Origin of the sequence: Pseudocolwellia antarctica, from assembly GCF_049933045.1 — a bacterium.
Classification (GTDB): domain Bacteria; phylum Pseudomonadota; class Gammaproteobacteria; order Enterobacterales; family Alteromonadaceae; genus Pseudocolwellia.
On the sequence record NZ_CP187926.1, the window covers coordinates 1,400,931 to 1,426,521 of the forward strand.

The window sequence follows — 25,591 nt, forward strand, 5'->3', positions numbered from 1 at the left end:
ACTTAAGTAAATAATATAACTATACTATTTGCGCTAGAACAAAATTAACCTATTATATTCATCAATATTTATTTAAGATTTTAAACAACCGACCTAGAGTATTTAGGCGCAGATTAAACCGTTTGGTATTACGCATCGTTTTTTCATTTTTTATCACGTTAAAGGAATGCTACTTGCAAAAAATCAAGTTATCACAAGATGAAAACCTTTCCATAAAAACTAGCTTTAGATTACTTCCGCAAGAGTTTCAGCAGTTAGATTTATATATATCGATCCCTGAAGAAATGGGGATCAGTTCAAGTACGTTATCAGAAGAAAATTTCTTTTATAGCAGTATAAGCTTCAGCAGTGCTTACTATTCAGAAAACCTACATCTACCTTTAGTTCGAAGTCGTTTTGTGAGTCAACAAAAAGGTGATCAGAGTGATTATCGCTCTAATCTAAACCTTTTTTCTTACCAGTTACGCATGGCGTTAGAAACCGATGTAAAACAAACCATTAAGATCAAAGATGTTGAAGAATATTACGAAAAATCGATAGAAATTGCAGAGCAAACTGAAGGTTTATTAAAAAAGTTAAGACGTTACACACCACCCGATAAAAAACTCAGTTCTTATTTCGAAAATATAGACAACTTCCTTAGTTGGAAAACCGAACAGGCTTTTTTAAATATTTTATCTAAAGCGCCTAAGTCGAGTGAATATACTGAGCAAAAGAATAGACTGCTTGATTTATGTCGATTTGAGAATGCTTATCGTATTGAAAAGAAGTACAACTCAAAAGTAACGTTAGAAGATCCCAACCGAATCACCAATAAAATGCAGTTACTGCAACGTTTAGGTGAATACGGTGTTGTGTTTTCTAAAAAAACTACACATTTGAATATAAACTTAAAACGTTTAGTACGAGGTTCAATCACAGCCATCATAATGGCATTTGTTATGTATATTGTACTAAATGCGCGTACTGCTTTTACAGAGATCACCGTTGTGTTAATTGCCTTTTTAGGTTTTATTTATGGTGTTCGTGAAACCTTTAAAGATGAATTAACGCGAGTTATCTGGCGGCGGATCCAAAGAGGCCGACCTAAATGGAGGCATACGTTTTCAAACAGCTTAACTAAAGGTCGTATATCGTTTCAAACCGTTTGGCTTGAATACATGCGTAATAAAGACTTGCCTAAAGAAGTGGATGAGCTTTTTCAGAAACGTCGCCATCAAAACAAGCTTGCCGCGCATTTATTGCATTTTAGATGTGACTCAAAGGTTACTGTTAAAAACTTTTTACCTGGCTATGAAGAAATACAAAACCAAATCAACATTAACTTAACACCGTTCGTACGTTATTTGAGACGAGGTGAGGGTAGACTTTATTCATTAGACGGCAACAAAATAACCAATGAAGGTGTTGAAAAACGTTATCAGCTCAATATGGTGTTGGTACAAAAAGACCATGAAGAACATTATATGCAGCGTATTAAAATTACCATGAACCGTTCAAAAATAATTAATATTGAAACCATAGTAGAAGAAACTGAGTTAACTCAAACCTAATAAATAGCTACTTTTTCAGTGACGTTAGAAGAGTTATTTGGTTATATTTACAAAAAATTAACACTATAATCTGAAAATATAGTTATAATTGCTATATTCGGTTTGCTTTAATCATTGAATTTTATTTATTTCATTATCGATTATTTGAGTAAACAACATTAAAAAATAACAAGAATTAGGCGGCTTTGATGAAAACCCTATATAAAAATATTGCTTTAGTCTTTGTATTAGTTAGCTTGTCTGCATGTCAGTCAGCATACTATTCAGCAATGGAAAAAGTTGGCGTACATAAACGCGACATTATGCTTGATAGAGTTGAAGGCGCACAAACAGCTCAAGAAGAAGCACAAGAGCAGTTTAAATCAGCACTTGAGCAACTTAGCTCACTTATTGAATTTGATGGTGGTGATTTAGCTGAGCAATATGAAATTACAGAAGAGCAGTACGAAGCAAGTAAAGCTGCAGCTGATGAAGTAACAGGTAAAATTGAGTCAATAGAAAGCGTATCAGAAGCTTTGTTTGACGAATGGCAGACTGAGATTGAACAATACAGCAGTGCAAGTTTGAAAAGACAAAGCCAATCTAAGCTTAATAGCACACAGCGCCAGTACAACACGTTAATAAAGTCTATGTATAAAGCTAAAAGTAAAATGGACCCTGTACTTGCTACGCTAAAAGACAATACTTTATACCTAAAGCATAACTTAAACGCTCGTGCTATTGGTGCGTTGCAAGGCGAATATAAAACGCTACAAAAAGACGTTGCGGTATTGGTTGACGAAATGAGTAAATCAATTAGCCAATCACAGAAGTTTATTGATTTATTACAAGAGAATTAATCAATACTGCTCAGCTTAATCTAAATTAAATATCTTAGGCTCGGTGAATTCAATAGAGCAGAACTTAGCTCAATCTAGCTAAATAGACGTTTAAAACTAAAAGCATTAACCTTAGGTTAATGCTTTTTTATTGCCTGTTTTTTATGTTTTTTCTTATATCAATCACCTTATAAATTCTAGATGATTTTCTCGTCTCTCAAATCCTTTTTTACCTTAAACAATTAAGCAGATATTCATATTCTTTGGATGTAATTAGAATTATTCGAATAAGCTGTTATAGTTTAATAAGTTATCGTTAACTGAGTTGTATTAATGTGAGAAAAACCAAAATAATAACCACTGAAGATATTCTTATTACACTTTGCCAATCTGTAGCCGCTGTACTTTCTAAAGCTACAGGAAATAAAGTGACTTATTCAGCTATGGTACAAAAAATTAGTCGTACCTGCTTAAAACCTGATGTAGCTTGCTTTGTACTGTTTGATGGCGGATTTAACGGTATTGTTGTTAACAACTTTACTTCTGAAGCGGCTATAGAAATTTATCAAGACTATATGAAAAACATGGGCATGCCAGAGTCTGAAATTTCTCAATCTTATATGGCTGATGACGTTTCTAACGTGCTGGGTGAGTTGATGAACCAATGTGTTGGTAGCTTTACTCATAAAATAAAAGATGAGCTACAAACCAATATTACGCAAAGCCAACCTAAAATGTTGGTAATAAACAAGTCTGTAAACATATCCGTTGATACAGTAATGGAAAGACCGCAAGCTCGTAGAGTGGGCTTTACCACCGCAACCAACAATATTTTTTATCTAGAATTGGCGATGGATAAAACTGAGTTTATAAAGTTACACGACTTTGAGTTAGAAGGAGAGTGTGATCCTGATGATATTATTGCCTCTTCTCAAAGTGAAAAAAAATCACACAGTAAAACTGAAACCATAGCTGATATTGCAGATGATGACTTTATGGCGGAACTCGGTCTTTAACACGCTGATATAGTAACGTTTTAATTATCTATATGTTAACATCCAAATCTAACAGATTAAGTAAGGGTTTGGATGTCTTCTCATTTTAATATTTCCCGCATATGGGCTATAACAGCCTTTGAATTAGCCAGACTTTTTGGCTCTAAACGCGGTTTGATCGTACTGTCTAGTTTTTCTCTTATTTGGTTTCTTATCTTTTATTATATTATTGGGTCAGCCAGTGATTTTATCTCAACAGAAACTTTCAAAAGTATAGCCAAGCAAGCTTTCGGACAACTTAACTTATCTGCCTTATTAGAATGGGAACTGCCTGAGTTAACCATCTATTGGATAGTTTCAGCCTACATATTACCTTTCTTTGCTTTAATGTTTACTTGTGATCAAACCTGTTCAGACAGGGAGCGAGGTACATTACGCTTTATATTACTAAGAACCAGCCGAACTGAATTGCTTTATGGTCGATTTTTAGGGCAGTTATTGATCATATCTATTCTAATATTAGTGACTTTAATTGCGAGCTTGTTGTTTGCTAGTTTTAATCAACAAGATGTATCGCTTAGCTCAATGGGTTTATCCTTTATTATATTGTTAAAGCTTATTGCTATCAGCCTTCCTTTTATCGCTAGTATGGCGCTTATTAATGTATTTGTTAGCTCGGCTAAAATGTCGTTGATTGCCTATTCATTAATATATATAGGTTTGGGCATAGTCATTAGTTTATTGAATAACTTTGTATTTGATGTGTCTTTCTTATTTTATGTTTTCCCAGGAGGTCAGATTGAAAATATTATTGGCTTCCAAAGTAATAGCTTTACCAGTTTCGGAATTCCTATTCTTCAAACTTTAGGTTATCTGCTTGTTGCGCAATTCGTTTTCAAAAGGGCTTCATTATGAGTTCATTAATTAAAGTAGAGAATCTAAATAAAAGCTTTGGTAGTAAACAGGTTTTAAAAGACATTAATTTTGAAGTTGTAAAAGGCGAACCCGTTGCATTAGTAGGACCAAACGGTGCGGGTAAAACCACACTGTTCAGTATTTTATGTGGTTATATTCCTTATAACAGTGGATGCGTTTCTATTGTAGGTGAATCGCCAAGTAGAGCGGCTGTTAACAATTACTTTAGTGCGTTGCCACAAGATGCTCAATTAGACCCTAAATACTCAATAGAGAAGCAGTTACAGTTTTATGCTCAGCTGCAAGGCTTTAGCAGTAAGCAAAGTATTATTGAAGCGCATCGTGTATTAAGTTTGGTAGGACTTGCTGATAGTTATAAAGTAAAACCTCTAGAGTTATCTCATGGTATGCGCAAGCGTGCGTCTATTGCTCAATCTTTAATGGGTTCTCCAGAGCTGATTATATTAGACGAAGCAACAGCAGGGCTTGATCCTAAACACGCTAAAGATATTAGAGAGATTATTTCTAATCTATCGGGTGATATTACCTTTGTATTAAGCTCACATGACTTGAGTGAACTCGAACGTTTATGTGACCAAGTGTTATACCTAGAAAAAGGTAAATTACAGAACTATCAAGTACAACAAAGCGATGATGATTTACAATATTTAACTCTGCGTATGAAGCAACATACAGATAACTTTGTTCAAGAAGTATCAAATGTACCTGGCGTACAAAATGTCGCGTTGTTGCAAGGTAAAGAATATCTTATTAGTTATAAAGAACTAGAAAATTCAACACCTTTAGATATTGCTTTTTTAACCTTATGTTATAAAAATAATTGGACCTACTCACAATTAGTGAAAGGTAAAACTTTAGAAAACCAATTATTTTAAACTTCCGGTTTTAGAGCGTTAATTTTTGATGAACAAGCGAACAAATAAAGTAACAGTAAAATGATGCAAGCAAACACACAAAAACTTTACGAACTAACGGTTGAAGCTAACGACCTGTTTATTGAAAAGTCTCCGAGTATTAGTACGTCTGTTGGCTTGATGGACAAGGCTCTTCGAAAGAAGGGCATTCCTGCAGATGCCGTAACTGTTGATGCCATAGTAAGTAAGAACCGATTGATTTTCATTTTACTTGATAGCGATACTTCAACTGTAGGTATTGGCTTAGGCAACATAGCAGAAGACAGTATTAATTTAGTTGAGAAAATATCATTAAGCAGTTTAAGCGCTAAAATTATTGCGGATAAACTACTAACGTATTTAACATAAACCTTTAGCTTATAATTGTTGTTACAACAGCGTTTATAAGTTACAGGTGCTGTTTATAATAGCTTTAGAATTGTCACTCAGTTCGTATAGCTTTACCGATAAGCTTTACGTAATAGCTAAAGTTTAAATAAGATCTGATATTGAGCTTAAGCTGAGAACAAAACGTTAAAATGAGATCCGTAAATTGGATATGAAACTTGTAACAGTAATATCAAACACTCTCTAAAGCCATCCGAAACACCCATAAACTATATCTAATATCCCTAAAGTCATTAACACTCTTTAAAGTAATACGCTGATATACCCAAGCAAACTTACACCTAAATTCATATGTAATACCAAACGGATTAAATTCTCGCCCTTCGGGAGCTCATTAGCAAACTGATAACATCACAAAATTAAAAAAATATAGAATAACTATGTTTAATCAATTTTGCTTGTTCTAAGCTTGCTAATGTAGCTCTAAGTTGCTCAATAAATTAATCCGTTTGGTATAAATTAGGTCTTCTTTGAACATACGTAAAGCTTCGTAAAATCCCACTTTAGCGCAGCGCTGCATCATTTAAGGTCATTCAGCACTCGCCTATATCAACCTGAATGTTTAACTAACTGATTTTAAAGTTAAATTTACTCTGATCGTCTTGGTCTGTTTTTTGAATAATAACCAACCAATATATGCTTTATAGTTATCGAGAAATGATATGAACTCTATAAATAATCATTCAAACCAAATGGTTGCTAAGCCTAAAATTAAAATCCTGTTAATTGAGAATCAAAACTATAAACAAAATAATATTGTTGAGGTTCTTGCTGATTCTGAATATGAAGTCTGTTGTGTGCTTAGTACCAATAGCTTGTTTATGGATGGAGCTCTTGTAAGTACTGAAAGTGGTGTCGATGAAGTTACTGATTCTATTTCTTTAGCTAGAGAAGTTGAACAACATGATCCTGATGTAATTGTTATTGATGTTGAGTTTCCAAAAGAGCGCATGCTTGCAAGCTTAAACTACATTTCAAGTAATGCTCTTAAACCTATTGTGATGTTTTCAGAGCAAGATGGTACTGATTTAATTAACGTATTGATTAAATCAGGCGTTACAGCTTATGTAGCAGGGGAAACAGACTTCAGGCGGATCAAATCGATATTAGATACTGCTATTGCACGCTTTGTTTATCATCAAACTTTAAAGCAAGAGTTGGCGATCACTAAGAATAAGCTAACGCACCAACGCACTGTAGAACAAGCCAAATTATTATTGATGAAAAACAAGAGATTTACTGAGCAAGAGGCGTATCACAACATAAGAAAAATGGCGATGAACAACGGTCAGAAAGTTGAAGATGTCGCTAAAAATATTATTTCGTTAGCTTCAATTTTATAAGGCAATAGATCTCGGTTTAAGATGTTTTTATCGTGTATTACTTTATAAAAACCATCTTGAATTGATTGGCTCAAACTCCGAAAATACCTTTCACCTCGTGCTTTATATTTATCGTTTTTCTTGTTTAGGTCGTAAAAAAACAAGATAAATAGCGGGTCTAACTCAACAAAAATCAACAATAAAATCCGTAAAATATCGACTAGATAAATATGCATTAAATTGAATTCATATCTGTTATCAACTGCTTTACCTACTTCTCCTGTAACGCACCAAAAAATCCATTTCCTGTTCAATATAAGTGCAAAAACTTCGCACCAAATAATTGAGTAATTGTTCGATGAAAGTGCAGTTCTACCCATTTCAATATCATAAAAATATACGTGAAACTTGTTAAGCGTCTGTTTTTAATCGTTAAATGTTTTTTGGCACAGTATTCGCAATATATCTATTTATTATAGAAGTGCTTTTTAAATAAAGTATTAGGCATATAAGTATTAGAAATGTTTGTGCTTAACACTATGTATTTAAAAAGTTAAGACACCCTGTTTATTATTACAAAAGTGAAATAGTAAACGTTAAGAGTAATAGCTCTTACACCCCTTAAACTGATGTTGCTGCAACGGCGTAGTTATTTATTAGTTTAGCATTTTGGTTTGTTAAAACTGGATATAAATTTAGTCACGACAAGCTTCACTATTTGGAGAAAACAATGTTTGCTAAACCGTTAAAAAACTTTAATAAGAAAATTTGTAGCGCCATTATTGCTAGTAGCTGTTTATTGGCTGGTGCAGTTACTACATTAACCGTATCTGCTGATGAAATTGGCTTTGCTGAAAAAGAAGAACTTAAGTTTGGTTTTATAAAATTAACTGATATGGCACCTATCGCAATAGCTTATGAAAAAGGCTATTTTGAAGATGAAGGTTTGTACGTAACTATAGAAGCTCAAGCTAACTGGAAAGTATTATTAGATGGTGTAATTGATGGGCGTTTAGATGGTGCTCATATGTTAGCAGGTCAACCTATAGCAGCAACAATTGGTTATGGTACTAAAGCTGAGATTGTTACACCGTTTTCAATGGACTTAAATGGTAACGCCATTACGGTATCTAACAAGATATGGGAACAAATGAAGCCACACATTCCAAAAATGGCAGACGGACGTCCAGTTCATCCAATCAAAGCTGATGCTTTAAAACCTGTAGTAGAAAGCTATATAGACCAAGGAAAGCCATTCAAAATGGGTATGGTGTTTCCTGTATCAACGCATAACTACGAGTTACGTTATTGGTTAGCGGCAGGGGGCATTCATCCAGGGTTTTATGCACCACATAAAGGTGACACTTCAGGCACTATTGACGCACAAGCACTACTATCGGTAACACCACCACCACAAATGCCAGCAACAATGGAAGCGGGCACTATATATGGCTATTGTGTAGGTGAACCTTGGAACCAACAAGCAGTATTTAAAGGTATTGGTGTTCCCGTTGTTACCGATTACGAAATATGGAAAAACAACCCAGAGAAAGTATTTGGTTTATCTAAGTCTTTCACTGAAAAATACCCAAATACAACCTTACGTTTAACTCGCGCTTTAATACGTGCAGCTAAATGGTTAGATGATAACGATAATGCTAACCGTCCAGAAGCGGTGAAAATATTATCGCAATCAAATTATGTAGGAGCAGATTACAACGTTATTGCTAATTCAATGACAGGGACTTTTGAATATGAGAAAGGTGATAAACGAGCAGTGCCTGACTTCAACGTATTCTTCCGTCATAACGCGACTTATCCTTATTACTCAGATGCTATTTGGTATTTAACACAAATGCGTCGTTGGGGACAAATTAGCGATAGCAAACCTGATAGCTGGTACAAAGATATAGCGAAAAAAGTATACCGCCCAGACATCTACATTGCTGCAGCTAAGTCACTTATTGCTGACAAATTAATTAAGGCATCAGAATTCCCTGACTTTGAAAATGAAACAGGATTCCGTAAACCACAAACTCACTTTATTGATAACTTGGTTTACGACGGTAACGAGCCTAATGCTTATATTAATCAATTTAAAATTGGTTTGAAATCAGACGATAAAATTTAATATCGATTCATTCAGTTTAAGCTTAATTGATTAATTACGTAGGTCAGTAATAAGGCCTACGTATTAAGGAAATAATTGTGACCACCTTAATAAGTAAATTTGTAACCAGTAGCGCTGCACTTAAAGAAGTGAAAGTGTTTAAACAAAAGTTCACTCGCTTTAGCGAATATGCAAAACCCGTATTATTACCTATGATAGGTATGCTAATTTTTCTATTTTTATGGACCTTAGCAGCCAGTAGTATTAATACCTCTTTAGGCAAGTTCCCAGGCCCCGCAGAAGTTAGCACTCAAATGGTAAACCTTTATCATGAGCATGTTGCTGAACGCGATAAGGCTGATGCTTTCTATAAAAGACAAGAAGACCGTAATGCTAAACGTATTGCACAAGATCCTAACTACGAAGCTAAAATCCGTTCGTATACAGGTAAAGAAACCTTCTTAGATCAAATTATTACTAGCTTAATCACGGTGATGAGCGGATTTCTATTAGCTGCATTACTTGCCATACCTTTGGGTATAGCCATAGGTTTAAGTAAAAACCTAAACATGGCGATAAACCCAATCATTCAAGTGTTCAAACCTGTTTCTCCTTTAGCTTGGTTGCCATTAGTGACTATGGCGGTAAGTGCTTTGTATGTGTCGGATGACCCTTACTTTGCTAAATCGTTTGTTAACTCGTTAATTACTGTAACCCTTTGTTGTATTTGGCCAATGGTTATAAACACTTCAGTAGGTGTTGCGAGTATTAATCAAGATTGGGACAACGTCAGTAAAGTATTACGTTTACCTAAGATAAAACACATTCAAAAAATTGTTATACCTGCAGCTATACCTTCAATTTTTACAGGGATGAGAATGTCGTTAGGTGTTGCTTGGATGGTGTTAATTGCAGCTGAGATGCTGGCGCAAAACCCTGGTTTAGGCAAGTTTGTTTGGGACGAATTTCAAAACGGTAGTTCAGAATCTTTAAGTAGAATTATGACGGCAGTTGTTGTTATTGGTTTGATAGGCTTTTTATTAGACCGAACTATGCAGAAAATTCAATACCACGTGTCTTGGAACAAAGAAAGCGCAAAGCTTTAGTCGCCAACTATCACTAAGTACATACAACCATACATTTACCAAATCGTACTTGCTCAAGTCATTTACGATAAGGAAGAAAAATTATGACTACATTATTAAATATAAGCAAAATCGACATGGTATTCCCAACACCTAAGGGAGACTTTACCGCGTTAAAAGATGTAGATTTACAAATCAAAAAAGGCGAGTTTATTTCACTTATTGGACATTCTGGCTGCGGTAAATCAACAGTATTGAATGTAGTGGCGGGTTTATATCAGGCCACTAAAGGCGGGGTTTTACTTAACAATAAAGAAGTAAGTGAACCAGGACCTGAACGTGCTGTTGTTTTTCAAAACCATTCATTACTGCCTTGGTTAACGTGTTATCAAAATGTTGAACTAGCGGTAAAAGAAGTCTTTAAAGGCAAAATGTCTTCAAAAGAAATGAAAGATTGGATCAATCACAATATTAATCTTGTTCATATGGATCATGCGGCTCATAAATTACCAGACGAAATATCGGGTGGTATGAAACAGCGAATTGGTATTGCACGTGCTTTAGCGATGCAACCAGAAGTATTACTAATGGATGAACCTTTTGGTGCTTTAGACGCGTTAACTCGTGCCCACATGCAAGATTCTCTTATGGAGATACAAGACGAGCTAAAAAACACCGTAATTATGATCACACATGATGTTGATGAAGCCGTTTTATTATCAGACCGTATTGTCATGATGACGAACGGACCAGCCGCTACTGTTGGTGAAATTCTTGATGTAAACCTACCAAGACCAAGAGATAGATTAGCCTTAGCCAAAGACCCTGAATACAACAATTTACGCTCGGCTGTTTTAACCTTTTTGTATGAAAAACAACGCAAAGTAGAAACTATTTCTACATCTGCAACAACAGCCAAAGCAAGCGCTAAAGCAAAGAAAGATGTTGCTTAACGGCTTAACCAAAGCGTATTCAATTTACAAAATAATTAACTAAACATTAAAAATAATTAAATAAAAATTATAGGACCAAACATGAAACTTAATAAAACAACTTTACTTGTTACAGCTGCTCTTGCTTCAACTACATTCAGCACATTAGCTGCTGAGGAGTCTAAAACTACATTAGATTTTAACTTACGTTACGAGTCAGTTGACCAAGACAATACTTTAAGAAATGCTGATGCATTAACCTTGAGAACGCGTTTAACACACGAAACAGCAACTTATAGCGGTTTTTCAGCTGTAGTGGAATTTGAAGATTCGCGAACTATTGCTGGCGTAGATAACTATAACGATACCACTGGTAATAACGCAGGTATTTATTCAGTAGTAGCCGACCCTGAAACGACTGAATTAGACCAAGCTTATGTTCAATATAAAGCTGACAAATTTACAGCCAAAGTAGGTAGACAAGTAATAACCTTAGATGGACATCGTTTTGTGGGTCATGTTGGCTGGAGACAAGATAGACAAACATTTGATGCGGCTAACTTTATGTATCAAGCATCAGACAAGTTATCAGGTAGCTATACTTATATTACAAAAAGAAATCGTATTTTCGGCGAAGCGAGCGATATTGATTCCAAAGATCATTTACTAAATGTTGCCTACAAAACTTCAATAGGTAAAGTTGTAGGTTATGCTTATTTACTAGAAGCAGATAACGGCACTGACAATGGTATAGATACCTACGGTGTTAGTTTTACAGGTAAAAAAGATGGTTTTTTATACGCTGCTGAAATAGCGACACAATCAAACGATGCGTCTGATGCTGATACAACGTATTTAATGTTAGAAGGTGGATATAACTTCGGTAAAGTAACCACCAAATTTGGTTATGAATCATTAGGTAGCGATAATGGCGTAGGTTTTGCCACTCCATTAGCAACAATGCATAAATTTAACGGTTGGGCGGATCAGTTCTTAGCAACACCTGGTGTTGGTTTAGAAGATCTTTATGCAACGGTATCAACTAAAGTTTTGGGTGGTAATTTATCAGTAACGTATCATGATTTTTCATCAGATGTGGATAGTGTTGATTTAGGTTCAGAAATAGATGCCGTATACGCAAAAGGTTTCGCTAAAAACTATAAAGCAGGTGTTAAATTAGCCTCTTATTCTGCAGGCGATGCGGGTTCAGGCAAAGTTGATACTGATAAAATTTGGGTATTCATAACTGCTAAGTTCTAAAAACTGTTTTATGAACGTTTTATAAACACACTTAACTGAGCTAAGTATAATTAAGTAGAGCTATGTTAAGTGTGTTTTTTTGTTTTGAGTTTTCGAATGAGTACTTGAGTTGGTATTTATGTAATTAGTTAAGTTTATCGTTTATGTTTATTACATAATCTTATTAAGGTCTGTTAGCGGTAAATATCAAAAATAGATGATTAAAATAATCATCTTCAAACATGAAGTTTTAATTAACAGGCACGGAAAAATAGATTACATTAGCGCTTCATTTTGCCTTAGTACGAAAATTACCCCGAGAAGTAAATGATCAACAAGTTAATCACCGTATTATTATTCGCTGCATGGTTTAAGCTATTTAACGTATTCTTTTATTCTTTTTTAGAAATACCCGTTGAATTTGTAACAGGTGAGGGTGTGAATTTATACAAGGTTTACTGGATAGTGTTTTTTGTTCTAAGTACTTTACTGGGTTATAAAGCTTTACTGTTTGTTTTTAATTTGAATAGTAAAACTACAGATACTGCAGAGCATTAAATGTCACTCTGCATGAGTATTTACGCTTAGTTAAGTCTGATTCTGTATTAACCTTTAACCATATCTTGAAAGCCTTTAATTGAAAACCCATTCAAGAATTGGTCGCCAATTTTCAAAACAGGCACACTTCTATAACCTGTTTTATAAAACTCTTTTTTACCTACTGGCGTTTTAACATTACACAATCGATACGTAACATTGTTTTGATCTAAATATTGTTTAGCTGTATTGCAATGTGGGCAATTAGCCATTGTATATAACACAATTCTTTTCATGGTAAACCTATAGTAAATATTGTTTGAGTAACGTTAAGTTGAACAAAGCGATTATACCTATCTTGAGTCTACATTAAGTAAATTATCTTAAATTTTTGATACTGATTTATAACTTTATTCATTTATAGCACTTTATTTATGACAAAACTCAAAAGACACTTGTATTCACTATAAGGGTAAAATAGTATTTGCACGTTATCTCACCATCAAATGAAAAGGATCTTCAGTGCAGCAATATTGTAATAACGAAGAATTAACAGAGCCAAGTTTCTTCGCCATCAAACTACCTGTTTTATTGTTAATTATTAATCTATTTGTTTTTCAAATTATTTTTCATATATCTACCGCTACACTTATTTCTGCTGCAGCTCAGCAAAGTTTATTTTCGTATGAAGGCTTAGCTAAATTTACATTCGATATGTGGTTTATTGTCATTTTATTTTCGATTGGGTTATTCAGTTACTCAAAAGTAAAAAAACAAACAGAATGTTTATTAATACTCTTTTTGATTGTACCTACGCTTGTTATTTTGTTGTCGTTAGTTAGAGATGTATCTAGCTTGATCGTAATAGCTCTTGCTGGTGTTATATCTTTCTTGATTTGTCGGTTCAACTACCAAAAACTCTCTGCTAAATATTTAGAAGAAGCCGCTAATTCAAACAAAGGTTTTAACTAATATAATGAAGCACTTTGTTTATCTTATTTTATGCATATTGATACTTAGTATTGGATGCTTATTTTTTCTTAAAAGCCCTAAAGGTGAACCTTGGTTAAGTGTTTCAGATTTTTACGATACTAAAGTGTTTTCTCAAAAAATTACACATTTCAAAAATAGCTTCTTAGATAATACCGATTCTCTGATCAATGATTCAAAATCTTTGATTAGTGATTCGTTAAATGGTGTAAGTACTGAAGGCGCTATATATAAATGGCAAGATGAAAAGGGCACTTGGCATTATTCTGATACACAACAAGAGAACAGTGAGGCTTGGATAAAGCCTAAAAACCTCACAGTGATCCCTGCCATTAAACCCTTATCACAAAAAGATACACACTCGACAAAAGATACCAAAACCTTAAAGCCAATAGATAAAAGCGATACAAAAACTAACAAAGTTACTGAATTAATGAACGATGTGAATAATGTTCAGCAATTAATGGATAACAGAACCCAAAAAATTGATGAACAACTTAAAAACTATTAGTAAATATTCATGAATAATATATTAAGACTTCTTTTACTTGTTGGTTTATCAATGTTTGTGATTAATTTCATTTTTTCGTCGATATTTAATTACTTTTATCAAACGGAATCACAGCTCATTCAGCAAAAAGCATCTTCATTTTTAGAGCAAGCTAAAAAGAATCAAGAAGCCTACCTAGAAGCTAAATATCAAAACAGCAATAACATGCTTAAACAACAGCTTGAAATTGAACGACAAATTAAGTTCCAAATACAAAACCCTGAGCCTACCTATCACAACAAAACTAATGAAAAATTAAAGCAAGAAAGGCTAAGGCAGGAAATTTATGAACAAGTTAGAAATGAAAAGCTAGAAGAGAGAAGAATAAATCAAGCCCACTTAGAAGAATTAGATAGAAGAAAGAAAGTACTACAACGAGCTGACAGAGCACATATTAGAAATGAGAATATGAAAAGCTGCATTTATTGGACACAAGAATACAGAGAAGTATCAAGTGCGAAGAATCAAGCTTTTAAAGAAGATGCATGTAGTCGAGCTTATCAATAAACTTAAAGGTCAGACAAAGGACTTCTTACGCCATTAGCGCCATGTTCCATAACATGCGTGTATATTTGAGTGGTTCTGATATCAGTATGGCCCAATTGCTCTTGTACTGTTCGTATATCAGCTCCTCGTTGTAATAAATGCGTTGCAAAAGAATGACGTAAGGTGTGGCAAGTGACATTTTTTTCAATATCAGCCTCTTTTGCTGATATTTTTAAACTTTTTCGTAAAGCTGTGTGATCAACATGATGTCGTCTTAGAGTTTTTGACTCAGGATCTATACTTAAACGGTTTGCAGGGAAAATGTAATGCCAATTAATCTCTTTATTAGCTTGTGGGTATTTTCGCTCTAAAGCGTAAGGCAACCAAACACCCGCATACTGCTCATTTTGAATATCTTTTTCTGCAATTGCTTTAGCGAGTTTTATTTGTAATTTGAGTGGTTCTATTAACTCTTTAGCTAATGTTACACGTCTATTTTTACCTCCTTTACCTTGCCAGACTTGTATTGAATGGTAATCGAAGTCGATATCTTTAATACGTAATTTAACCGACTCCATAACGCGTAACCCACTGGCATACATTAATTTTATAGGTAATTCATGTTTCTTATTAAGGTGAGATAAAAGTTGCTTAGTTTCTTGCGGTGTTAATACAACAGGTAATTTGGTTTGAACTTTACTTTTATTAAACTCGAGCTCGAAGGTTAATGGCTTATTAATGATATGGCGATATAAAAATACAAGAGAATTCAAAGCGACACTTTGCGTGCGCGGTGCAACATTCATATGATTTGTTAAGTAGGAAAGAAAGGCTTCTACCTCGACATCATGACAGGTTTGAGGATGGACTTTGTTGTTAAAATTTATAAAAGCTTTAATCCAATAAGTGTATGTTTGAATCGTTCTTTTGGCATAACGTTTCAGTCGCATCTGTTCTATAATGTAGCTTATGTAGGGAGACGACATTTATAAATCCTTTTATAATCATGACTGTTTATTTATACAGTTTACCATGAATCCTGCTTTCAACAAGTGTGTAGTTAACATTTGTTGTAAATTTATACAGGTAGTTCTAGGGAAATAATTATAATCAATTGATTTTTATTTAGAATTAAATTATTGTCGATAATAATTATTAAGTAATGAGGATGTTGTAACCTTTGTAGAAAAGGGGATGGTATCCTTATATTAAACTGTTAGCAGTCTTATTCAGTTTGTATAAATCCGGGATTGGTTTTAAGTAAAAAGGTTTTACGTTTCACTTTACCTCTCCCTAATTAAAATTTACTTATCGTTAATTGCTTTGTGTTGTTTTCTCGGTGTTAATTTTTAAGTAAAGTGTATTAAAAAGCGTTAGTTGTATTATTTGGTAGTTATAGCGGTAAACCGCAAACGTTTATCTTCCACGGCTAACAAGGCATTGCAAAGGACTAAAAACAGCTGGCCGTTGCTCGTGCCTCGCTATTTTGGCCAACAATTTTTAGCCTCTGAATGAGGCGTTATGTGTCATTCAATTAAGGAGAATAACCTGATGAAGGATAATCAATTCAAAGCGTGGGAATTAACTCGCTCTAAAGGTAAATCAAATTTCATTCTAATAAGTGGCCTTTTGTCATACGGTTTGCCGATGTTCATTGCTATGGCTTTTATGAATAAACCTTTCGCAGAGGGTTTCACTTCTTCTACGGCGATAATTCATTGTATTGTTTGGCCTTTAGCTGGTTTATTATTTGGTTTAACTATGTGGTACTTTACGGAATCTAAGTATAAAAAAGAATTGGCTAAGCGTAGTAACACATAACAAGAACTTCAAACGGAAAAAATACAGTTGGCTGTTTTCACTCCGTTCAACATTTTAGCCAACTATATTTTTCCGCTTAAGTAGGCGTTAGCAGTCTTATTCAGTTTGTATAAATCAGGGATTGGTTTTTAGTGAAAAGGTTTTACGTTTCAATTAACCACTCCTAATTAAAGCTTATTTAAAACTAAACATTCAGTGTTCTTTTCTTAGTGTTTATTTTTAAGTAAAGTGTATTTTAATTAATGCGTTGTATTATTAAATATTTACAGCGGTAAACCGCCAAAGCTTATCTTACACTGCTAACAAGGCAAAGCAGCAGGACTAAAAACAGCTGGCCGTTGCTCGTGCCTCGCCATTTTGGCCAACAATTTTTAGCCTCTGTTTGAGGCGTTAGCAGTCTTATTCAGTTTGTATAAATCAGGGATTGGTTTTAAGTAAAAAGGTTTTACGTTTCATTTAACCTCTCCCTAATTAAAGTTTACTTGTCGTTAATTTCTTTGTGTTGTTTTCTCAGTGTAAATTTTTAAGTAAGTGTATTAAAAAGCGTTAGTGGTATTATTAGGTAGTTACAGCGGTAAACCGCCAAAGCTTATCTTTCACTGCTAACAAGGCAAAGCAGCAGGACTAAAAACAGCTGGCCGTTGCTCGTACCTCGCCATTTTGGCCAACAATTTTTAGCCTCTGTTTGAGGCGTTAGCAGTCTTATTCAGTTTGTATAAATCAGGGATTGGTTTTTAGTAAAAAGGTTTTACGTTTCACTTTACCTCTTCCTAATTAAAATTTACTTATCGTTAATTGCTTTGTGTTGTTTTCTCGGTGTTAATTTTTGAGTAAAGTGTATTAAATAGCGTTAGTTGTAATATTAAAAAGTTATAGCGGTAAACCGCCAAAGCTTATCTTACACTGCTAACAAGGCAAAGCAGCAGGACTAAAAACAGCTGGCCGTTGCTCGTACCTCGCCATTTTGGCCAACAATTTTTAGCCTCTGTTTGAGGCGTTAGCAGTCTTATTCAGTTTGTATAAATCAGGGATTGGTTTTTAGTGAAAAGGTTTCACGTTTCTATTTACCTCTTCCTAATTAAAGTTTATTTAAAACTAAACATTTAGTGTTTTTTTCTTAGTGTTTATTTTTAAGTAAAGTGTATTTTTAATAATGCGTTGTCTTATTAAATAGTTATGGCGGTAAACCGCAAACGTTTATCTTCCACGGCTAACAAGGCATTGCAAAGGACTAAAAACAGCTGGCCGTTGCTCGTGCCTCGCTATTTTGGCCAACAATTTTTAGCCTCTGAATGAGGCGTTAGCAGTCTTATTCAGTTTGTATAAATCAGGGATTTTTTTTAATAAAAAAGTTTTACGTTTCTATTTACCTCTCCCTAATTAAAGCTTATTTAAAACTAAACACTAAGTGTTCTTTTCTTGGTGTTAATTTTTAAGTAAAGTGTATTTCAAATGATGTTTTGTATTATTAAATAGTTATGGCGGTAAACCGCAAACGTTTATCTTCCACGGCTAACAAGGCATTGCAAAGGACTAAAAACAGCTGGCCGTTGCTCGTGCCTCGCTATTTTGGCCAACAATTTTTAGCCTCTGAATGAGGCGTTATGTTTAAGGAGAGTCAGGTGCAGGAAGCAAATCAAAAAAAATCTATATTTCAAAAGTTTTTAGGTGAATACCGCTGGGGACGTAATTTCTTATGGGTGATATCAATATTATGTCTATTCGATGCGATATGGGTTACTGCTGGTACAGGGGAGTTAATCAGAGATGGGGCTTTTCATTCATCTTTACTTTTTGGTATTGCAGGCTATTTATCTGAGCTGAGATATCGCTTCATTCCAGAGTCTCGTAACAATTAAACATAACAAGAAAATCAACAAGGACTAAAAACAGTGGGCTGTTCGCTCCGCTCCATTTTAGCCCACTATTTTTAGCCTGTTATTTGGGCGTTATGTGTTTTGGATAGAGTTGAGTTTGTTATTAACATTAGAATGAGGATGTCGAAATCATCAAAAAATACGGGGTAGCTTTTCTAATACTTATATTTATTTGTCTAAAGCTTGGTCTAGGCGAATGGTCGTATTATGATGTTTTTGAAATTATTGCTTTGGGTTTAGTTGGTTTAGCTTCTTACTTCGCTATTTCATATGTATTTATAAAGTTATTTGGTGCAAACAAAAGCGAATCTATTCCTTGGTATGGTTCACCGTTTTTGTGGGTTGGTGTTCCTTGTACTATCGCAATTCTGATAGGATTGTTTTAAAAAACACATAACAAGCCACTCAAGCAGGACAAATAACAGTTGGTTTTGTTCGCTTCGCTCTCTATTATAACCAACTATCATTTGCCTCTTAGTGGGGCGTTAGCAGTCTTATTCAGTTTGTATAAATCAGGGATTGGTTTTTAGTGAAAAGGTTTTACGTTTCAATTAACCACTCCTAATTAAAGCTTATTTAAAACTAAACATTCAGTGTTCTTTTCTTAGTGTTTATTTTTAAGTAAAGTGTATTTTAATTAATGCGTTGTATTATTAAATATTTACAGCGGTAAACCGCCAAAGCTTATCTTACACTGCTAACAAGGCAAAGCAGCAGGACTAAAAACAGCTGGCCGTTGCTCGTGCCTCGCCATTTTGGCCAACAATTTTTAGCCTCTGTTTGAGGCGTTATATTTGTAGGGAAGCATGGCACATAATCACACTTTTTCAGATGAAGACTGGCCTTTTGATTGCGATATAAACACTTGTGCAGTCACAACCAAATTTGTTTATGACCGCAGTAAACCTATTGTTCAGGTACTTCACTACGATGATGGTGAATGGCAGTTTATGTGTAACACTACCGATGATCCCGAGGATGGTATGGTTATCTGTATGGGCTGTTTCGTTCAAAAGTTTCCAGAAATTACTGAACTAGCTACTTTGCCTTTAGGGTTTGACGCATATCGAGAAGATGTAAATCAACCTTGGGAAATAGAAAAACTAGAAGAATAGCGCAATACAAATATAACAAGTCACTCAAAAGGACAAAAAACAGTTGGCTTTTGCTCCTGCGTCGCTTATTTTAACCAACTATTTTTTGCCTCTTAGTGAGGCGTTAGCAGTCTTTATTCAGTTTGTATAAATCAGGGATTGGTTTTTAGTAAAAAGGTTTTACGTTTCACTTTACCTCTTCCTAATTAAAATTTACTTATCGTTAATTGCTTTGTGTTGTTTTCTCGGTGTTAATTTTTGAGTAAAGTGTATTAAATAGCGTTAGTTGTAATATTAAAAAGTTATAGCGGTAAACCGCCAAAGCTTATCTTACACTGCTAACAAGGCAAAGCAGCAGGACTAAAAACAGCTGGCCGTTGCTCGTGCCTCGCCATTTTGGCCAACAATTTTTAGCCTCTGTTTGAGGCGTTATATACACAAGGAGAGTATCGTGAGAAAATTAAATTTAGGTGTCATAATCATTTTTACAATGGGTATGGTAGGCTGTTCTAGCTCTACTGAATCAGCAAACACATCTTCAGCAGAAAAACCTTTGCTTAAAGAATTCCACCCCGAACAACGTAGTGTTGGTTGGTGTCAAGAAAACTATTCATCTGCAAGTGTCAGCATGAAAGATCGGCAATCCAATGCTAAATATTGTGATTCACAATCGCGTCAGGCATATTTGGATGCTAAAAGAGACCAAAGAAGCAAAGAAGACGAACGGTAATCTTTGTGTATATAACAAGATAATCAAACGGAAAAATAACAGTTGGCCATCGCTTCGCGATTATAGCCAACCATTATTTTCCGCTTATTAAGGCGTTAGTTTTCACAAGGAGTTTCGGTGAACAATCAAGTATATAAAATCCTATTAGACGGTAAGTGGTCTCTTGAAGATTTAATGCATTTCTCTCGAATATACTTTCAAAACTATTCATTTTTATATTGCCTTGAATCAAATGCAATTCCTGTTGCAGAAGAACATTTTGAGCGTGTACTCAATGATTTTGAACTTAGGCATGGCCTAAGTTATGTGAATATTTATGATGTATTTAAGAGTCATATTGCCAAAGAAGATTTACCCCAAATTAAGTCAATACACTATGCATCTCCCGGCTGGTTAGATCTTGCTTTAAATGTTGATGTAGCGACACAATTTGCTAAAGTCTTGGCTATTTACCTAGGTGCGCCTATTGCAGTCGCTCAAACATATAAAAAGCTCTATGCTATTTTCGCCGATTTATCAGACAAGCGTAGAAAGTTAAAAATAAGTTCACTTAAGCTTGATAAGTCACAAGTTTTAGAAGCTCAAAAATTATCAAATGAATTGGCTAAAGGACTTGGATTTCAAAGTATGACAAAATTAGATGAGCATACAAAAGATATAGAAGAAAGCTCTAAGCTTTTAATGGCTCACTATCGTAGAGTGAAAAAAATAGCTAAATTTGTTCAGTCAGGCAAAGCATCATTTCCTATAGAGAAAGATGAAAACTAACAAGTTGCTTAAACGGACAAAAAAACAGTTGGCTTTTGCTCGTTCCTCGCTATTTTAGCCAACAATTTTATTGCCGCTTAGCAAAGCGTTAGGTGCAAAGTCAACTCATGCATTCGAGGCAACAATGGATACATATAATCCCAATAAACCAGTAGACTCCGAAAACTGGTTAGCATTAGACGAATATACACGAATTGATTTGGTTCATGATTTCCATTCAGGGTTAGATCTTGAATTAACCGAAGATGGTTTGCAACTTCATGCATCAATCCATGTGATAGTTGAGAATCAATTAGCTATGGAAGTTGATTTAATACCTGAGACCATTGCAAAACTTACAAGGCAAGGACTGAATCGACATGAAGCCATTCATGCAATTGGAGCAATAATAACAGAAGATATCTTTGATGTTATGAAGGGAAATGTAGAAGAGTTTTCACCTAAAAAATACAGAAGAAAACTAGAGAAGCTTACAGCAAAAAGGTGGCTAAAAGGGCAATATTAAATTTTGCACCTAACAAGCCAATCAAGCAGGACAAAAAACAGTTTGCTGTTTTTCGTGCCTCAAACATTTTAGCAAACTATTTTTTGCCTCTTATTGGGGCGTTAGTTTGCTATCGAGTTTTAACTCACTAGGTTAGTATGAATTATACAAAGGTAATCGCAGTTAGTGGTGCTTCAGGCTCTGGTAAAACTACAATAGTTAAGCTCTTGGCTGAAAAGCTGAGTTGTCCATTTTTGCTTTTTGACGATCATACTAGTAACGATACTTATCCTAAAAGTATGAGTACTTGGCTTAAGGATGGAGCTAACGTTTCAGTTATTAAGACACCCAAACTTGTAAATGCTTTAGATAAGTTAGTTGTATTAGATAAAAATCGTTATATTTTTGTTGAAGAGCCATTTGGCAAAGAGCGCAAATCTATATCTACTTTAATTGATTATGTTATTTTATTAGATCAACCCTTGGAATTATGCCTAAGTCGCATTATAAAAAGGCATACCAATCAATCAAATATAGATCCTGTAAATTCAGTCTCTAATTTTTTGGATAAATATGATGATCATATGAGGGATGTTTACATATCAACAGTTAATCAAGTTAGGGTTAATTGTGATTTAATCATTAATAAAACGGCTTCAATTAAACAAACAGTCGATGTAATTAGTAAATGGTTACAAAAGCAAACTAACAAGCAAATCAACAAGGACTAAAAACAGTTGGCCGCTGCTCGTGCCTCGCTGATTTTGGCCAACAATTTTTAGCCTGTTATTTGGGCGTTAGCAGTCTTATTCAGTTTGTATAAATCAGGGATTGGTTTTTAGTGAAAAGGTTTCACGTTTCTATTTACCTCTTCCTAATTAAAGTTTATTTAAAACTAAACATTCAGTGTTCTTTTCTTAGTGTTAATTTTTAAGTAAAGTGTATTTTAATTAATGCGTTGTCTTATTAAATAGTTATAGCGGTAAACCGCAAACGTTTATCTTCCACGGCTAACAAGGCATTGCAAAGGACTAAAAACAGCTGGCCGTTGCTCGTGCCTCGCTATTTTAGCCAACAATTTTTTGCCTCTTAACGAGGCGTTATGTGCCTATGCTTTGGCTCTTCTATATATGGGAATATTTATGAATATTAAAATTAAATTTTCGGTACTATCGTTATTTACTATGTTAAGTTTTTCGTCATCAGCTAGTTCTAGTGATTATGCTGGGACTGCTCATGTAATTAAAGGTGAGGCTGAAGTCAACGTTTCAACGTTATTTACCTGTAAAAACGGACGTTCACGTCCGTCTCCAGTCGGCATTAAAAAATATGATAATATTGAATATCTTGTTCCTGCAAAGGTTCAATATGAACAAAAGAATTTTGCCACAGACCTTTATAATGAATGCTCGAAGGTAACCCCAAAATCTTTATCTGAGGTTAACTTGTCGTCCGTACCTATCATAGAAGTAGATAAAGATGGGGAAGTTATTACAGGGTACATATTTGCAGATAATTACTTTGAATTATTTATAAACGGTAAGTTAATAGCCGTGGATCCTATACCTTTTACTCCTTTTAATTCCAATATCGTGAAATTTAAAGTTAAAAAGCCATATGATATAGCAATCAAAGTTGTTGATTGGGAAGAAAATTCAGGCTTGGGTAGTGAAGATAACCGTGGTAAACGTTTTCACCCTGGAGACGGTGGCTTTATTGCAAGCTTCTCAGATGGTACGAAAACCAATTCTAAATGGTCAGCTCAAACTTTTTATACCTCTCCTGTTTATGATCTGAAGTGTGCTAAAGAAATAGGAGATCAGCGTTTAACAACAAAATGCAGTACCAATGGTGCGGATAAGTATATTGAGACCTATTCGTTACATTGGGATATCCCAGTAAATTGGAAATTAAACGAAAGTTACTTATCTTGGCCAAATTCAGTGGAATTTACGGAAGATGAAATTGGTGTTAATAATAAGAAAGCTTATATGAATTTCCAAGAACAGTTCTCAGGTTCTGGTGCTTCATTTATTTGGTCAAGCAATCTTGTTTTAGATAACCTTGTATTATTCAGGTATCGAGTTAAATAAGGCACATAACAAGTCACTCAAAAGGACAAATAACAGTTGGCTATTTACTCCTTCGTCGTCTATTTTAGCCAACTATTATTTGCCTCTTAGTGAGGCGTTATGAGTAAAGATTGTATTAAGGAGCTTCGTCAAATGTCAGAAAGAACAAAAATGTTAGCGGGAGATTTGTATAACCCTAGCGATGATGAACTTGTTCAGATGAGGTTGAATGCTCGCTTAATGACGGAAAAGTTAAATCAAACTTCTATTGTAGACTTACAGGTAAGAACTAAATTATTAAAATCTCTATTTGGAAGTACAGGAAAAAATATACATATTGAATCAATGTTTCACTGTGATTATGGCTCTAACATACACGTTGGCGAAAATTTTTACGTTAACTTTGCTTGTGTTATCTTGGATGTTGCAGAAGTTAGAATTGGGAATAATTGTATGATTGCTCCTCAAGTAGGAATTTATACTGCAACACACCCCTTGGATCCAGTAGAGAGAAATAGTGGGTTAGAACTTGCCAAACCAATTACTATTGGTGATAACTGTTGGATTGGAGGACAAGCTACAATTAATCCAGGAGTGACTTTAGGCGATAACGTCGTTGTAGCATCAGGTTCAGTAGTTACAAAAAGCTTTGGTAGTAATATTGTTATCGCTGGTAATCCAGCAAAGGTAATTAAAGAAGTCGTAACCTCGGTGTAATTTACTCATAACAAGTAGCTCAAAAGAACAAAAAACAGTTGGTTTTTTCTCCTGCGTCGCTTATTTTAACCAACTATTTTTTGCCTCTTAGCGAGGCGTTAGCAGTCTTATTCAGTTTGTATAAATCAGGGGTTGGTTTTTAGTGAAAAGGTTTCATGTTTCTATTTACCTCTTCCTAATTAAAGTTTATTTAAAACTAAACACTTAGGGGCTGTTGATCTTTCACATTGACAGCCAAATCATTGCGCACGCCAGTGCTAGCATACTCTCGAACTGTAATTTCAATTTATCATACCTTGTAGCTATAGAACGGAAATGTTTTAGCCTTGCAAATGCATTTTCAACTAAGTGCCTATATTTATACAAGCACCAATCAATATCACCATTACCTGTTTTTGAATTTTGCTTTCTCGGTATTATAGGGATTGAGTTGCGCTCTCGAACTTTATTTCTTATAGCTTCACTATCATAGCCTTTGTCTGCGATAACAAAATCACCTTGAGGTAATAATTCAATCAGCTCATTTGCCACTTTACTATCATGAACATCACCACCTGTAATAATAAATTCGATAGGCAAACCATAACTATCAACAGCTAAGTGAATTTTACTCGTATTACCCCCTCGACTTAACGCTATCGCTTGCTCTTGTTTAGATGCAGCACCTGTACTGTGTTGGTGTGCTTTAATATAGCTACCATCAATGAACTCCCACTCTACATCACTATTAGCGGATAACGATTTGAATAACCTCATCAATATTCCCTTTCTCGACCAAAGAAGGAACCTGCGATAAATGGTATTCCATAAACCAAAACACTCTGGTAAGTCACGCCATGGGCAGCCGACACGCAAGCGATATAAAATTCCTTCCATCGTTTGTCTGTGTTCAAGCTTGTTATAAACTCTATCTTCAAGCAAAATAGCTTTTAGCTTCGACCACAACTCATCAGTGAGCATTAATCGGGGCATGGTGATCTCGTAAGGTTTGTTTTTGGCGAAGTAAATTATACGAGATTACCGCTTACGTATAAAATTAAAACAAAGATCAACACCCCCTAGTGTTGTTTTCTTGGTGTTATTTTTTAAGTAAAGTGTATTTAAAGAAGTTAGTTGTGAAATTAAAAAGTTATAGCGGTAAACCGCCAAAGCTTATCTTACACTGCTAACAAGG

27 protein-coding genes are annotated in these 25,591 nt (G+C 34.6%); 24 read left to right on the forward strand and 3 right to left on the reverse strand.

Going from position 1 to position 25,591, the window contains the following annotated elements:
- Positions 1 to 173: 173 nt before the first annotated feature.
- The 12 genes from ACPUVN_RS06110 (at position 174) to ACPUVN_RS06165 (ending at position 12,849) form a co-directional block, all read left to right on the forward strand.
- A complete protein-coding gene (locus ACPUVN_RS06110; protein WP_426370203.1) occupies positions 174 to 1,553 on the forward strand; it encodes a hypothetical protein in 1,380 nt (459 codons plus the stop codon).
- Between the two features lie 185 nt (positions 1,554 to 1,738).
- Complete coding sequence (locus ACPUVN_RS06115) at positions 1,739 to 2,392, forward strand: DUF2959 domain-containing protein (protein WP_426357441.1); 654 nt, start codon at positions 1,739 to 1,741, stop codon at positions 2,390 to 2,392.
- Positions 2,393 to 2,706: 314 nt separating this feature from the next.
- The gene (locus tag ACPUVN_RS06120) at positions 2,707 to 3,387 is read left to right on the forward strand and encodes a DUF3334 family protein (RefSeq protein ID WP_426357440.1); all 681 of its coding nucleotides are present in this window, start codon (positions 2,707 to 2,709) and stop codon (positions 3,385 to 3,387) included.
- 72 nt (positions 3,388 to 3,459) lie between these two features.
- On the forward strand, positions 3,460 to 4,281 hold the full coding sequence (locus tag ACPUVN_RS06125) for an ABC transporter permease subunit (protein WP_426357439.1): 822 nt from the start codon (positions 3,460 to 3,462) through the stop codon (positions 4,279 to 4,281).
- Positions 4,278 to 5,177 carry an ABC transporter ATP-binding protein gene (locus tag ACPUVN_RS06130; protein ID WP_426357438.1) on the forward strand — a complete coding sequence of 300 codons (900 nt, stop codon included), beginning with the start codon at positions 4,278 to 4,280 and terminating at the stop codon, positions 5,175 to 5,177. Before ACPUVN_RS06125 ends, ACPUVN_RS06130 begins: the two co-directional genes overlap by 4 nt.
- 60 nt (positions 5,178 to 5,237) lie before the next feature.
- Positions 5,238 to 5,564, forward strand: a complete 327-nt coding sequence (locus ACPUVN_RS06135; RefSeq protein ID WP_426357437.1) for a hypothetical protein — start codon at positions 5,238 to 5,240, stop codon at positions 5,562 to 5,564.
- A gap of 701 nt (positions 5,565 to 6,265) precedes the next feature.
- A complete protein-coding gene (locus ACPUVN_RS06140) occupies positions 6,266 to 6,946 on the forward strand; it encodes an ANTAR domain-containing response regulator (protein ID WP_426357436.1) in 681 nt (226 codons plus the stop codon).
- 709 nt (positions 6,947 to 7,655) lie between these two features.
- Positions 7,656 to 9,056 (forward strand): CmpA/NrtA family ABC transporter substrate-binding protein, encoded by a 1,401-nt coding sequence (locus ACPUVN_RS06145; protein WP_426357435.1) that lies wholly within the window; start codon positions 7,656 to 7,658, stop codon positions 9,054 to 9,056.
- A 191-nt stretch (positions 9,057 to 9,247) separates the two neighbouring features.
- A complete protein-coding gene (locus ACPUVN_RS06150; protein WP_426360564.1) occupies positions 9,248 to 10,141 on the forward strand; it encodes an ABC transporter permease in 894 nt (297 codons plus the stop codon).
- 83 nt (positions 10,142 to 10,224) lie between these two features.
- Positions 10,225 to 11,073, forward strand: coding sequence for an ABC transporter ATP-binding protein (locus ACPUVN_RS06155; protein WP_426370204.1), 849 nt, complete (start codon positions 10,225 to 10,227; stop codon positions 11,071 to 11,073).
- An 81-nt stretch (positions 11,074 to 11,154) separates the two neighbouring features.
- Entirely contained in the window at positions 11,155 to 12,312 is a 1,158-nt protein-coding gene (locus tag ACPUVN_RS06160; protein ID WP_426370205.1) for an alginate export family protein, read from the forward strand.
- A gap of 306 nt (positions 12,313 to 12,618) precedes the next feature.
- Positions 12,619 to 12,849, forward strand: a complete 231-nt coding sequence (locus tag ACPUVN_RS06165) for a hypothetical protein (protein ID WP_426357432.1) — start codon at positions 12,619 to 12,621, stop codon at positions 12,847 to 12,849.
- A gap of 47 nt (positions 12,850 to 12,896) precedes the next feature.
- On the opposite strand, the gene ACPUVN_RS06170 is transcribed toward ACPUVN_RS06165, so the two are convergent.
- The gene (locus ACPUVN_RS06170) at positions 12,897 to 13,124 is read right to left on the reverse strand and encodes a glutaredoxin family protein (RefSeq protein ID WP_426357431.1); all 228 of its coding nucleotides are present in this window, start codon (positions 13,122 to 13,124) and stop codon (positions 12,897 to 12,899) included.
- Between the two features lie 226 nt (positions 13,125 to 13,350).
- On the opposite strand from ACPUVN_RS06170, the gene ACPUVN_RS06175 reads away from it, so the two are divergent.
- The 3 genes from ACPUVN_RS06175 to ACPUVN_RS06185 are packed head-to-tail and all read left to right on the forward strand — an operon-like array spanning position 13,351 to position 14,875.
- The gene (locus ACPUVN_RS06175; protein ID WP_426357430.1) at positions 13,351 to 13,800 is read left to right on the forward strand and encodes a hypothetical protein; all 450 of its coding nucleotides are present in this window, start codon (positions 13,351 to 13,353) and stop codon (positions 13,798 to 13,800) included.
- A 4-nt stretch (positions 13,801 to 13,804) separates the two neighbouring features.
- Complete coding sequence (locus ACPUVN_RS06180) at positions 13,805 to 14,329, forward strand: DUF4124 domain-containing protein (protein ID WP_426357429.1); 525 nt, start codon at positions 13,805 to 13,807, stop codon at positions 14,327 to 14,329.
- 9 nt (positions 14,330 to 14,338) lie between these two features.
- Complete coding sequence (locus ACPUVN_RS06185; protein ID WP_426370206.1) at positions 14,339 to 14,875, forward strand: hypothetical protein; 537 nt, start codon at positions 14,339 to 14,341, stop codon at positions 14,873 to 14,875.
- A gap of 2 nt (positions 14,876 to 14,877) precedes the next feature.
- Here the strand turns inward: ACPUVN_RS06185 and ACPUVN_RS06190 are convergent, their stop codons facing one another.
- Positions 14,878 to 15,840 carry an integron integrase gene (locus ACPUVN_RS06190; RefSeq protein WP_426370207.1) on the reverse strand — a complete coding sequence of 321 codons (963 nt, stop codon included), beginning with the start codon at positions 15,838 to 15,840 and terminating at the stop codon, positions 14,878 to 14,880.
- Between the two features lie 565 nt (positions 15,841 to 16,405).
- On the opposite strand from ACPUVN_RS06190, the gene ACPUVN_RS06195 reads away from it, so the two are divergent.
- The 9 genes from ACPUVN_RS06195 (at position 16,406) to ACPUVN_RS06235 (ending at position 24,417) form a co-directional block, all read left to right on the forward strand.
- Complete coding sequence (locus ACPUVN_RS06195; RefSeq protein WP_426370208.1) at positions 16,406 to 16,675, forward strand: hypothetical protein; 270 nt, start codon at positions 16,406 to 16,408, stop codon at positions 16,673 to 16,675.
- A 1,622-nt stretch (positions 16,676 to 18,297) separates the two neighbouring features.
- Positions 18,298 to 18,534, forward strand: coding sequence for a hypothetical protein (locus ACPUVN_RS06200; protein WP_426370209.1), 237 nt, complete (start codon positions 18,298 to 18,300; stop codon positions 18,532 to 18,534).
- A gap of 824 nt (positions 18,535 to 19,358) precedes the next feature.
- On the forward strand, positions 19,359 to 19,667 hold the full coding sequence (locus tag ACPUVN_RS06205; RefSeq protein ID WP_426370210.1) for a hypothetical protein: 309 nt from the start codon (positions 19,359 to 19,361) through the stop codon (positions 19,665 to 19,667).
- 430 nt (positions 19,668 to 20,097) lie between these two features.
- Positions 20,098 to 20,376 (forward strand): hypothetical protein, encoded by a 279-nt coding sequence (locus ACPUVN_RS06210; RefSeq protein WP_426359419.1) that lies wholly within the window; start codon positions 20,098 to 20,100, stop codon positions 20,374 to 20,376.
- A 117-nt stretch (positions 20,377 to 20,493) separates the two neighbouring features.
- Positions 20,494 to 21,144: a hypothetical protein gene (locus ACPUVN_RS06215; RefSeq protein ID WP_426370211.1), complete on the forward strand. Its 651-nt coding sequence runs from the start codon at positions 20,494 to 20,496 to the stop codon at positions 21,142 to 21,144.
- 124 nt (positions 21,145 to 21,268) lie between these two features.
- Positions 21,269 to 21,649, forward strand: a complete 381-nt coding sequence (locus ACPUVN_RS06220; protein WP_426370213.1) for a hypothetical protein — start codon at positions 21,269 to 21,271, stop codon at positions 21,647 to 21,649.
- A gap of 137 nt (positions 21,650 to 21,786) precedes the next feature.
- Positions 21,787 to 22,359: an AAA family ATPase gene (locus tag ACPUVN_RS06225; protein WP_426357875.1), complete on the forward strand. Its 573-nt coding sequence runs from the start codon at positions 21,787 to 21,789 to the stop codon at positions 22,357 to 22,359.
- 411 nt (positions 22,360 to 22,770) lie between these two features.
- On the forward strand, positions 22,771 to 23,721 hold the full coding sequence (locus tag ACPUVN_RS06230; RefSeq protein ID WP_165729605.1) for a hypothetical protein: 951 nt from the start codon (positions 22,771 to 22,773) through the stop codon (positions 23,719 to 23,721).
- A 132-nt stretch (positions 23,722 to 23,853) separates the two neighbouring features.
- Positions 23,854 to 24,417, forward strand: a complete 564-nt coding sequence (locus ACPUVN_RS06235; RefSeq protein WP_426357396.1) for a sugar O-acetyltransferase — start codon at positions 23,854 to 23,856, stop codon at positions 24,415 to 24,417.
- Positions 24,418 to 24,639: 222 nt separating this feature from the next.
- Here the strand turns inward: ACPUVN_RS06235 and ACPUVN_RS06240 are convergent, their stop codons facing one another.
- Positions 24,640 to 25,389 (reverse strand): IS5 family transposase, encoded by a 750-nt coding sequence (locus ACPUVN_RS06240; protein WP_426358621.1) that lies wholly within the window; start codon positions 25,387 to 25,389, stop codon positions 24,640 to 24,642.
- Positions 25,390 to 25,591 lie beyond the last annotated feature (202 nt).